9 protein-coding genes and 1 pseudogene are annotated in these 11,790 nt (G+C 59.0%); 7 read left to right on the top strand and 3 right to left on the bottom strand.

The annotated features are described in order from the left end of the window. Window positions 1-724 (top strand): hypothetical protein (locus tag EOA85_RS37475; RefSeq protein ID WP_164759661.1); only part of this gene is annotated, 724 nt, incomplete at its 5' end. A 519-nt stretch (window positions 725-1,243) separates the two neighbouring features. On the opposite strand, the gene EOA85_RS14545 is transcribed toward EOA85_RS37475, so the two are convergent. Then, a complete protein-coding gene (locus tag EOA85_RS14545) occupies window positions 1,244-1,597 on the bottom strand; it encodes a hypothetical protein (RefSeq protein ID WP_245485762.1) in 354 nt (117 codons plus the stop codon). Window positions 1,598-2,023: 426 nt separating this feature from the next. Further along, on the bottom strand, window positions 2,024-2,656 hold the full coding sequence (locus EOA85_RS37470; RefSeq protein WP_164759660.1) for a hypothetical protein: 633 nt from the start codon (window positions 2,654-2,656) through the stop codon (window positions 2,024-2,026). A 45-nt stretch (window positions 2,657-2,701) separates the two neighbouring features. Between EOA85_RS37470 and EOA85_RS14540 the strand changes: the two genes are divergently transcribed. The 3 genes from EOA85_RS14540 to EOA85_RS14530 all read left to right on the top strand — a co-directional run bounded on the left by EOA85_RS14540 (window position 2,702) and on the right by EOA85_RS14530 (window position 5,427). Then, window positions 2,702-2,989: a hypothetical protein gene (locus EOA85_RS14540; protein ID WP_127209897.1), complete on the top strand. Its 288-nt coding sequence runs from the start codon at window positions 2,702-2,704 to the stop codon at window positions 2,987-2,989. A gap of 169 nt (window positions 2,990-3,158) precedes the next feature. Then, a protein-coding gene (locus tag EOA85_RS14535; protein ID WP_245485760.1) for an IS5 family transposase occupies window positions 3,159-3,982 on the top strand; the annotation gives its coding sequence in 2 pieces (ribosomal slippage) (window positions 3,159-3,810 and window positions 3,810-3,982; 825 coding nt in all). Between the two features lie 824 nt (window positions 3,983-4,806). Next, window positions 4,807-5,427, top strand: coding sequence for a hypothetical protein (locus EOA85_RS14530; protein WP_127209896.1), 621 nt, complete (start codon window positions 4,807-4,809; stop codon window positions 5,425-5,427). A 1,065-nt stretch (window positions 5,428-6,492) separates the two neighbouring features. Here the strand turns inward: EOA85_RS14530 and EOA85_RS14525 are convergent. Further along, window positions 6,493-8,616 (bottom strand): C1 family peptidase, encoded by a 2,124-nt coding sequence (locus EOA85_RS14525; protein WP_245485759.1) that lies wholly within the window; start codon window positions 8,614-8,616, stop codon window positions 6,493-6,495. Window positions 8,617-9,033: 417 nt separating this feature from the next. On the opposite strand from EOA85_RS14525, the gene EOA85_RS14520 reads away from it, so the two are divergent. The 3 genes and pseudogenes from EOA85_RS14520 to EOA85_RS14510 all read left to right on the top strand — a co-directional run. Beyond that, window positions 9,034-9,495 carry a hypothetical protein gene (locus EOA85_RS14520; protein ID WP_127209895.1) on the top strand — a complete coding sequence of 154 codons (462 nt, stop codon included), beginning with the start codon at window positions 9,034-9,036 and terminating at the stop codon, window positions 9,493-9,495. A gap of 243 nt (window positions 9,496-9,738) precedes the next feature. Beyond that, the gene (locus EOA85_RS14515) at window positions 9,739-10,968 is read left to right on the top strand and encodes a hypothetical protein (RefSeq protein ID WP_245485757.1); all 1,230 of its coding nucleotides are present in this window, start codon (window positions 9,739-9,741) and stop codon (window positions 10,966-10,968) included. Between the two features lie 432 nt (window positions 10,969-11,400). After that, window positions 11,401-11,654 (top strand): annotated as a pseudogene (locus EOA85_RS14510) (hypothetical protein); the annotation flags it as partial. Window positions 11,655-11,790: the final 136 nt, after the last annotated feature.

Here is an 11,790-nt window from a genome sequence, read left to right as displayed (position 1 = left end):
CCTCATCACTGACGTCGTCGACCATCTCGGCGGTGCGTACCTGATCTGGAGCCTCGACGCCGCCGGCGACACCGCCCGCAACATGGTCGACTTGCGCCCGGAATACCTCGACGGGCTTAGGCGTTTCCCGGACGAGGTGCGCGCGTTCCTATTCTCCGCGGCAGGCAACGACGTCATCGGCGAGGACGAGAACGGCAACTCCTCGCTGCTCGGGATTCTCAGGCCATTCCGCCAAGGCGCCGGGGCGGGCGAGCTGATCGATCGCGACAAACTGCGCGTCGTGCTCGCCAATCTCGCCGACGCCTACACCAAGCTGATCAGCACGATCCGGGCCGAGGCGGGAATGGCGCGGCTGCCGATTATCATCCACGGCTACGACTATCCGTTCCCGCATCCCTTTCTCGAGGGCGGCGCCTTGGACCCGCGCCGGCCGCGCTGGGCCGCGCGCGACGAGTGGCTCGGCTCCGCCTTAGCTGCGCGCGGCATCGCTGACCAGACGCTGCGGCGGGAGGTGCTGACCATCCTTATCGATGCGCTCTACGCGACCCTTGCGGCGATCGCCGGCGACAGCGACCGCACGATGGTATTCGTTGTTGACTGCCGGGGCGCGCTGCCGCGGGTGGCGGACTGGGCGGACGAAATCCACGGGACCGACGAAGGCTTCAGCCGCGTTGCTGACCGTTTTCACTCCGTCCTAAAGCGGGCGCTAGAGCTATCGGTTTGAACAATCCCCTCGAGGTAATAGAGGTACACCCCTGAGCGCTCCCAACGCAGATGATGACCGTTTCCGCGGCTTGTCCGCAGATTGGTACATCGAAAGGACATGCCCCTCCGGGTCCTGGATATCCGCCGACCAGCCGCCCGGCGCATGACTGACCGGCGTCACGATCGTGACGCCCTTGCCCGCCAGCTCCGAGACCACGTCGTCGATGGCCGCCGTCCGCGATCTCGAATACGACGATGGGCGTGTTGCCTGGCCGCGACTCATGCTTGATGAAGAGCAATTCCAGGCCGTTGACCGTCGTAGCTGTCAGCCATGGACGGCCGCCGCCATCGTCGTCCATTCGCTGGACCGCCAAGCCCAGCACGTCTCGGTAAAACGTCTCGGTACCAGCGACGTCGTTGACATGGTACGGCACCCAGCCGGCAGTTGGCGAACATGGATCTACTCCTCTAACCAGGCCCAGTCGGCCCGAAGCTGCGATTTTGGCCAAGTTGAAGAACAGGCAGGGAACGTTCGTTGCTACCAGGCTCTGCGTCTTCCACCGATCTCACGGATATCGGTTTCGATGGAACATCTGAAACTCTCGGCTATATTGAACATCCCCATCTGGAGATGATTGATTTCCTCGTCGAGGCCAACGCCGTCCGGATCGGTGTCGTAAGGCACGGTCAGCCGGTAGTCGCAATCGCCGAGCTTGACCATGGCATAGTCGCGCTCAAGCATCGCCTCAATCTGATCCCGGGCTGACTTTCGGCCTCGCCCGCGTTTGCTGAAATTCTCGACAATCAGATGCAGGGCAATGGTGGCGGATGGCGGCTTTTCCGGTAGTGCCGTCTTGTCCGGGATGGCATCAAGCGCGTGATAAACCGTCATTCGGGATATCCTGAGGTCACGGGCGACCCCGGCCTTGCTTGCGCCAGCGGCGATGCGGCGACGGATCTCGTCGTCATCCACGTCTTGGCACGTCCCTTGTAAACGCCTTCGGCCTTGGCGGCCTCAATGCCTGCTCGTTGGCGATCCTTGATAAACCTCAGTTCCATGACGGCGGATGTCCGCGCGCCGATTTTCTTGCCCTGTCGGCAATGTCGTGGTGCAGCGCGGCGGCGAGGACGTGCCCTGTACCGAAAGCCACCCGCTTTCGTGTTTTAAGCATCGGTCAGTCCGTCGTGTTCGAGGACTATGCGGTGAAGGTCCGCCTCGACGATTCTCTTCGGTGGTCACGTCGCAGTGCTTGGCAACACGGGTACCTCAATGACACCTTCACACGATTATCCGCATTCACACACAATCCCGAGCCCGTCAGGCCTCGTCGTACACAAAAGATGTTTTTGTCTTACCACCCGGCTCAGCCCAGTCTGGGTTCGCGCAAAGCGCGGTGAATGCGCTCCAGGTTCGGGTCGCGACATTGGACGACCGGCTTTCTCGTTTTAGTTCGTACCGGGCACTGAACTCTGCAGCGACCGTTTCCTCAGGATCGCCGCCCGAGCGGGACCAAATGATTAACGCGCATTCGGCTTCCACCCTGCCGGAAACCCGCAGTTCCATTCCTTCGAAAACCTCTTCACGGGCCTCAAAGCCGCGGACAAGCTTCAGTTCGGCGGACGCATCAGGCAATTCATGCTCTCGCAGGTCTGTGTAGCGCGAGAGGGCTTCGCCGAGCGTCGTAGGCAGGCGGTTAGTCGCCGCGTCAGCTGAACGGCTGAACAGTGGGACGAACTGGAAGCCGTTTTCAGTGGGACGCGCTTTCACATCCTCCTCGAACTTGGCCCCTCCGTCTGATACAAAAGCCTGCGCGCTCGCCCGCACCCAATCGCTATTGCGAAATTTCAGCGTGACATTCCACTTGCCGTCCGACCGTAGCGGTCGCCGGTGCCGCAGGATGAATCCGGCTTGGCGATAGAGCGAGTGCTCGTCCGTGTCATAGAAGCGCACGAGGCGCTGCTTTTTGGCGCGGCCACGCTTCGGTAAGCCGCTCGTGTGGACATCGACAATGTTGGCGGAGTGGGAAAGACTCCGCCAACATTCTTCGACGGAATTCCTGCGCTGATCTGCGCCGCCGCGAAATCGATCAGCCCTAAGCATGAGCTTGTACTCGCGGGACTCTACGTGGCTGAGATCGAACGTTCTGTCGCTTCCCATTTTGATTACGAAGCCCCAATCATCCTCACTGGCGACACCTTTCGCCTCAGCCGAGATAAAATAACACTATCAGGGCTCTTGATGATGCGTATCAACTTGGCAAAAAGGATTAACCTGCTTGCTTGAACAATCGCATCAGGATGGGTTTGAGTGATTAAGAGAGCATAATATTGTGTGCGGGAAATGTATGAATTGTCACGGTCATGATTTTTGCTGAGTGTCCGCTCAAAAAAGAGTTGAGTGATTTCAGCAGGTTGTGATTCCGTCGGATTTGCGAGATTCGATGGAGATCACGATGGCCTGGACTGAAATCACCCGTGCGCATTATGAGCGGCGTTGCGGCCGCTACGCAAGCGATCTGACCGATGCGGAATGGGCGCTGATCGCGCCGATGATGCCGTCGGCGAACCGCACCGGCCGGCCGCGCAAGACGGACCTGCGCGAGGTCGTGAACGGACTTCTTTACCTCGCCTCGTCGGGCGGCGCGTGGCGATTGCTGCCGAAAGACTTCCCACCCTTTTCAACGGTGCAGAAGTACTTCTATCGCTGGCGGGAGGAGGGCCTTGTTGCGACCATCAGCAACAGCCTCGTCATGGCCGCGCGCGAGGCTGAGGGTCGGGAAGCGAGCCCGACGGCGGGCGTGATCGACAGCCAATCGGTCAGGACCACGGAAAGCGGCGGAATTCGTGGCTTCTACGCGGGAAAGAAGATCAACGGGCGCAAGCGTCACATCGTTGTCGACACCATCGGCCTGATGGTCGGTCTCGTCGTCCACGCCGCCGATTTCCAGGACCGGGACGGCGCACCGGCTGCCCTCAAGACCATTCTCGAACGCTGGCCGTGGCTGCGACACCTCTTCGCCGACGGCGGCTATGCCGGGCCGAAGCTCAAGGGCGCGCTGCAAAAGATCGGCACGTTCCCCCTGGAGATCGTCAAGCGGACGGACGGAGCCAAGGCTTCGAGGTCCTGCCGCGCCGCAGGGTCGTGGAGCGCACATTCGCATGGCTGGGGCGATGCCGCAGGCTGGCCAAGGACCGGGAGAAATCTATCGCCTTCGCAGAAGCCTGGATATACGTCGCCCACATTCGCCTGCTCACACGCAGGCTCGCAAGAGCTTGATATCAAAACATCCTTTTTGATTCAGGCTCTGAGAGTTTCCGTGGAAAGGTTTTCCGCGTGTCGGATCCGGATGCAAGAATTCGCAATGCCGGCGATCTCATCGAATATGCAAGAAGGACGGTGACGTCCTTATTCCTGGAGCTGGCGTCGGCGACTTAAAGAAGATACCGCTAAATACAGAGGTGTCCGTTGCAGAGATATTGCCGACTGCCAGCCGGAGCAGTACGGTTTTCGGCCGCACAATGTCAGCGGATGGCACATCTGAATTCGGTTGGACGTCGACTCGAAATCTGCGCGGTCAGTTCATCAACGAAACGCTCGTGCGCGGCCGCCGGCCTGTCGGACCTTCGATCACTTCAAGCCGGCCGCTATAGCCTCTACTTGGGACGTCCAACTGGACGTCCATTTTGTCTTCTCTTGCCATGCACAAGACCCCGTCCATATCGGAGGCGTCTCGCATGGTCAGGTCAGGCCGAGCAGATCAGAATGCGAGGGGGGCCAAATGAGCGCTTACCCCATTGAGCAACATAGTGCGCTTCTCGAATCCCGTCGGCTGCGCGAGCCCTTCCTTGGCGTGAGCATAGAAGCTCGCAATCCGCCGCAATCGAAGGTATGATAAAACGGCATTGGAAATTGCTCTCTATACTTGATGCGGCAGATTTGCCCGTTGTAGTTGTGACGCGCCTGACCTAACCTTACGCAGAATTGGTCCTCTGGAGAGCTGGTAGACCATGGCACAAACCGCCGACCTTGCTGCGGTCCCGACGGCCGCTCAGCCTCCCAGCACAGCGTGGAGGGAGGTAGTTGGGGCATCCGAGGACACGTTGTTCGAGGGCTTCGCACGTGAGATCATGGCCTCGCAGAGGGAAGTGGCCGCGGAGACGGGCGGACCGCTCCGCCGTGGTTTTCATGCCAAGCTCCACGCGGGGTTTGTGGCCGAGTTTCAGGTCCTGGCTGATCTACCGGACCATGCGCGTTTCGGAGTGTTCAGCGAGCCCCGGGTATTCCCGGCACTGGTGCGGTTTTCAAACGGTGGGCCCGCGCCTCGGCCGGACAAACACCCTGAGCCGCGAGGCGTCGCCATTAAGCTGATTGGAGTCCACGGACCGAAATTGTTGCCGGGTCAGGAGGATGCGATCACTCAGGACTTCCTTGCCACGAGCCATTCGGTCACATCGACCGTCCGAAACATCGAGCAGTTTATGGCTTTCATCCGAGCTTCGCAGAACCGCTTGACCATGCTCGTCACGCTCGCTCGCGCGGTGGGCGCTCGCGAAGCCCTCCGCATCCTAAGGGCCCTTATCAGTACGGTTATCCTCAGTCGGGTACGCAGCATGGCCAGAGAGCAGTTCTCCAGCACTGCGCCAATCAAGCTTGGGCCCTACGCCGTGAAATTCACGGTATGCCCGCGGAGGGAACTGAGCCGACTGAAGGCCGTCCCCTAACACCCAACTTCCTTCGAGATGAACTGGCCGAGAGACTTCGCAGGGCGGACCTTATGCTGGACTTCCTGGTCCAATTCTATGTGGACGATACCCGCACCCCGATCGAAGACACCTCTGTCGCGTGGGACGCGCCACTCGTGAAAGTTGCGAAAGTCCGCATTCCAAATTGCGATCTGGATCATCCGCCCACCCATGCAATAAGCGAGGAGGTGGATCGCCTGTCGTTTTCCCCATGGCATGCGACAGAGGATCATCGCCCGTTAGGCAACATAATGCGCGCCAGGCGAGTTGCATACGAGGCCAGTTCAGCACTTCGGCATCATAGTCCCGAACCGACTGACCTCCCTCACATCGAACTTCGCTCTACCTGAACATCCAATCAACGGGATTTATAAAAAGCTTACTTACTGTTACATTCAAATGATGGATCGTGTACCAAGGCTATTCTTCGGAAGCTTTTCTCTTCCAACATGCGCCGTCCACCACTTATGAATAGCGCGACGAGTTGAACAACATCAATCGCCGTCCTCATTTGCCAAACAAATCATGCCATGCTCCGCAGGAGCAATACTAAGTGTTTAAGCTCGATGTATAAATAACATTGGAAATCTGGTAAACAGGCAGGAAAGACGACTTAGCGCCGCACGATTTCTATAAATAGAGGCGACCCATGGCCTTGGAGCACGCGCCGACATCGTTATTCGCTCCATGGAAGCTTGGACGGTTGACCCGCCGTTAGAGAAGCTCGTTTAGTACAGGGTTCAAAGTGGATACAATCGCTACGGGACTTACGTCGATCCCATAAGGCGTCGGAGGCACCACTCTTAACTTTTAGCCCGCCGGCCCGCATGCACAAGCTGGTACTGCGGCAATCATCGCGCAGATGGCGACCTGATCATCCTACGCCTCAAGTGAGAGGCGCAGTCACCGCTTCCGCCTGCTGGCGCGGGTCTACAGCTCCTGCCCACGCTTTCTAGCAAGCGTCTAGCCCGCCTTCAATTCCTCCAGGCTGCTCGCGCCCGCTGTTGAACCGGCAAAAGTGGTGATTGAGCGTAAGAGTGCTGATCAGTATCCCGTCAGTTCATTGGCCGTGGGGGGTCGTGGGACTTTACCATCAAGCACGCGCGACATAATTGTCGTCAGCGTTGAGGCGTCATTGTCGAAACCGCCATGACTTGTCGATTTCGTATCGTCACTTCTGGAATAGCTGACGGACAGCCGCTCCGACTTGGGCATCTTCTTGGCAAATAGCTCCATTCCAGCTAGAGCGGTATTCGCCTCATTCTCGTAGGCACGTGAGACTAGGTAAAGCAGCGACCGGCCGTAGCCCGGCAGCGATCCGATGCCAACCTTGTCCTCCAGTTCAAGCTGACCGCTGAGGTTATAGAGATAAATCTTGTCCTCCAGCGGCAGCGCGCCGTCACCCGTCAGGTACTTTCCGTAAAACTTTGTAAAAAAAGCGACTGTGCAGGCGGGTGCCATGAGATGGATACTGCCTAGCTGCATGTTCGTCAGTTTGAAACGCTTCAAGGCGCCAAGGAACTGGCCGAGCATGATCGCGCCTGCACTGTGCCCGACGAGGTGCAGCTTTGGGCGACGCTCGGCCTTATCGAGGCCTTTCAGCAGCAGAGAAAGGCCGAGGAAGCCCCCGTCATACTCGCTGTCCGGCGTGAACGCTGCGCTGGCATCCTGCTTCATGTTGCGCCACGCGGCGCTACCGAACGGTTTGCCGATGGTTTCAAAAAGCAGGTCGCCGAGAAAGCCACCCGCGCGCCCGGTCTCGGTTTGCGAAAGCCGCCCGAAAGCCTCGTCGACGAAGCCCGAACCCCACATTAGGTGGAAGTTATAAATTTTGTTGCGTGCGAAGATGTCGTTGCGCTTCCAGGTGGCTATCCGGTGCGCTTCGTCGTCGAGCGTGTTGAGGCCGCCATGCGCATAGATAACGAGATGATCGTAGCCCTTGCCATTTTCGTCGCCGGGGTCCTTGTTGGAGTTCGGATCCACGAGCCGCTTGACCGTTTCTTTCATCTCAAGTTCGTTCGGTGATGCGTAGCGGCCGCTGGTGATGTAGCGGCCGTCGTCGATGTTGATAAAGTGCCCGACGATGTCACCGCGGTTTGGCCCGGTGGCGACGTACGGCGTCGTGGCACCGGCCGGCACCGCACGCGGAAGGGCGCTGAACGCCGTGGGCGCGCGCACACCTAGCTGTAACACCCAGCCGTCCATCATTGTGGCGGCCCAGTCCTCGTATAGCCAGTGCGCCATGCCGTTGCGGCCCCATTGTGGCCCCCATGAATTCAGCACCCAAAACCCTTCCGCGTCATAGCCGACGATAACGAAGGCGTGGCCACCCGCCGGGGCGCCGCCGGGCTTGATCTGGCGCTCTATTGACGAACCGCCAGCCTGCGTCGGCCAAGCGCCCGGGTTCTGCCAGTTGGTATGTATTTGGGCGGAGGCATAGATCGCGCCTATCTCCTCAAGGGCGGCATGATAGTCTGAAAGGTCGGGCTGCAGGCGATAATATGCGCCGAGGCGGGTTTCGCGCGCTTCTTTGGCCATCTCGTAGGTCAGTGTCCATTCGCCCTCGGTGCCGTCGGGGGCGAGCGCCTCACTGCAGATGCCGTTCCGAAAAAAACCTTTGACCGCGCCGCGGACGCTTGAGCCAAAATAGGTCGTGCCATTCCATTCGTCGTTGCGCTTAGCCATTTCGTAGAGCATGCGCGCACTCACCCGCTTCGGGGTCGTCAGCAGGTTCTCCCGGTGGAGCAGGCCGTCTATCACGTGAGCCAGAGCATGGCCGGTGCAGCTGGATGCAGCGCCCTGGTCGCGCACCTTGAAGGCAATGCGAGGATAGATGCTCGGGCTCAGCGCTCTCAGACGCGGGTGGTAGATGCGGTCGCGGACGTCCGGGAGGTCAGGCAGAATGTCGAGCGTCCGACCACCGAGCTTCGTCGGCGCGGCACTGAACGTTCTATTGCCAATCTTGATCGAATCTCCGGGCGTCTCCGTCGTGCTGGCCGCAGCATCGGCCGGGATGTTCGCGGCGTCCAATGGCGAGGGTTCGCCGCCGAGCATCTCCTCCGCTTTCTCGGTGGTTAGTGGATCAGGATGAGGGTGCCCGGTTTCGGGCGGCGTGATGGCGCCCTGACGGCGCACTGCCGCTCTGTTTTTGGATGGAGACCTTGCCATGATCAGCCCTCGTTCTTTGCCATGAGCTATGGCTGTTTATATCTGCAACGCCGAAATACCCGCGAACGGCGTCGATGGTCTGTCCAATCAGGGCGAGCTCACAGTCTCAAGCAGCTCTAAGTCGTCCCGCCTGGCATGTATTAACTAGGGGATCCAAGAATCTTCAATGACATTCACAGCTCCAACGTACGTCAGGCGGCTACACTGCGAGGTGACGCCGACAACGCGCGCCCAAACCTCGTGCTGTTCGATATCGCAAAATAATCATACTATGAGATCGACAGCAATCGGCGAAGAAATGTCTCTGACATATAAATCTGATATCTGACCTTCAGATTGCCAAATGTATGGCTTTCCAAATCATCCCGTAAAGCGCATGATCGTCAGCTGGGGTCTAGGAAGTCCGGAGGAGCTTGCATGACGCATGCGTTGAATCTCACATTGCCGTTGAAACAGGACCGCGCCTCGAAAGACATGTTGAGGGGACTTGCGGAGAACTTCGCAAATACGGTTCAGCCTGAAATTGAGAGGGCCCTCAAGGAATCCCGGATCGTTCACTTCGCTCGCGTTCTAGTTATCGATGACAAGTATATCCAGGTGATCACCGAATACGAGGGCGATCATCAGGAATATACCGAATTCTTTAGGGATAAGCTTACCCCGGTGTTCGCCGCGATTTTTGCGCTCGCCGAAGAGGCGCCCGATGTCAACGACACTAACAAGTTCTGGGACTACGCAAAAAAGCATAACGTTCACAGCCTGGGCATGGCGACCGATGGTGCGCTCGATTTCTCGGGCAGCCCCGCGGGATGGCTGTTTTCTGCCTATGACCACAAAACCGTCCGAACACTGCAGGACGCGCTCGTTCACGCCGGATAATTTTGGTCAGGGGTCAAGCCGCGAACCAGTGAGCAAGGAGGCTGGAATGTTGAGCGGTGTACGTCCGTGATGAAGCCCCGACTATCAAACCTGCAGGGCCTCCTCGTCCACCGCTACCACCAATCCCACTACGCAGTGCTGCTTTTCGGTATCGAGGACGGACGACGCGCGCAGCGGTTTGTCGCAAGATGGCTCGCCCATACGCCGCACGGGGCTCAGGATCCGCTAAGGCTCGCTGGACCAGTGCTGAATTTCGGCTTTACCTGGCTCGGACTGCGCGTGCTGCTGGCCGATCACGTAGCGCTTGATACCGAGACCGGTCGGCTGGAGCTGGATTTCGGGTTCACTGACCAGACGCCACATCACCCGGCCGTGCGGGAGCAGCTTGGCTTTATCGGCGCCAGCGCGCCGGAGCTTTGGTGGGATGGCCGGTTCGGGAGCGACGCCATCCATATGGCGGTCTATGCCGCATTCGATGATGACGGCCAAGCGGCAAGGACGCTGTCTGATCTTCGCCAGTCAGCAAAAACTTCAGGTCTCATAGAATTAAGGCTGAACGCCTTCAGCAACGGCGCGCTCAGCGGGCGGCGTCCAGACGGTGGCGTGCTTCACTTCGGCTATCGCGACGGTGTTACGGCACCCGTGGTGGACTGGGACGATGGGAAGGTGCAGGGAACCACCAACTTCCGGGAATTCGTGATGGGATATCCCAGCCCCGGCTACAAGGTTTCGCCGCAGAGTGCAGGGCCCTGGCAGGACTTCGCCCGCGACGGGTCGTTCGCCTGCTTGGCCTGGATCCACCAGGACGTTGCGGCCTTTAACCGGTTCTTGGACAATAATGCGGCGGCGGGTGACGGAATCGTGTCGCCACAACATCGCCGGGATTGGCTTGCGGCCAAGATGATGGGACGCTGGCCGGACGGCTCGCCGCTGGCGCGGCATCCAACGGCGCCTCCGGCTACCGCGGACCTTGATGACCACTTTGGGTTCGCTGATGATCCGAATGGGGTTCGCTGCCCGTTGTCCGCACATATTCGGATCGTAAACGCTCGCGACGACGAGTTAACATTTCCTAACAGAAGCCGATTCCCCAACGGCCCGCCAAAATTTATTCGTCGCGGGTTCAGCTACGGCCCTCCCTTCGAGGGCATATCGGACGACGGCATAGAGCGCGGTATTGTCGGCACATTTCTGTGCGCTCGCGTGAATGAGCAGTTCTACACCGTTCTTCGCTGGATGCAGCGCACAGGCTTCGCCGAGCATTTCCACCGAAAGCCATACTCGGAACTGATGCAAGACGCCCTGTTTGGCAACAGATCAAAATCTGGGGCCGACACCTCATTTCCAATTCGGCGCGAGAACCATGAAGCTGATAACTTGAAACTCTCAAGTTTCATTAATTTTCGCGGCGTTTCGGTACTGCTGGTGCCCAGCATGTCAAGCCTTGGAGTTCTGTCTGCTGGCACAGCATAACTAGATTTTTTGAATCTAAGGGTCCGCGGAAAACGTACAGATCGCCGCCGTGGGGATCGCGCTCCAGGTGCTGCTGCACCAGCAAAGACCCGCATACCCTTCCTCATGTCGGTGTGGCCCATCGAGAGCCACACCCGCGCGCCGGGCGGGATCACCCGAGCGCCTTCAACGCTGCTGTAACCAGCGTGGGCGTCGCTCCAGCGAAGATGCTCACCCGGCTTCCCCTTGCCAGCTCCACAACAATAGTGGGGCGGTACTTCCCTGGCTGGCCGTCGCCGTTTCTACTCCTTAGCTTCCTCCAGACGCCACAAGCGCTTGGAGGGAGCTTTGCCTTGACCCCTCAATCCGAATTTCGTCGGCTCCCATCTCCATCCGCTGCGCGAGTAGCTCGCATGGTCGGGCCGAGGCTCCAGTTTGGGACGATGCGCAGCGCGAGAGAAACGCCGCGCCGAGATCGTACCGGTCGTCGGCCACATGAAGGCCGAACGCCGGATGGCCGCAACTACCTCGCTCACGAGCAGGGCGATGCCAACAACGCGATCCTGGCCGCGGCCGGCTACAACTTCTTGCTCCTGCTCAACTGGCTCAGGCAGCTTTTTAGGCTTTTGCTCGCCGAGCTCCAGATCAGGCCGATTTCAATCGCCGCCAGAATCCGCTCATTGTTCACGGTCGACCAGTTAACTTGAAAGCCTGAGCGAACACATTCTCACGTTTAGTGCCCAGTGGGCCGAAACAGCCGCATTCTGGCAATAAAGAGCCAAGAGACACTGCTTAACGGAGGCGGATATCCTCAAACGCTTCACTTTTCCTTATTTGCACAAT

The organism is Mesorhizobium sp. M5C.F.Ca.IN.020.29.1.1 (assembly GCF_003997375.1).
GTDB classification, from domain to species: Bacteria; Pseudomonadota; Alphaproteobacteria; order Rhizobiales; family Rhizobiaceae; genus Mesorhizobium; species Mesorhizobium wenxiniae.
This window is presented reverse-complemented; position numbering and strand designations above follow the sequence as displayed.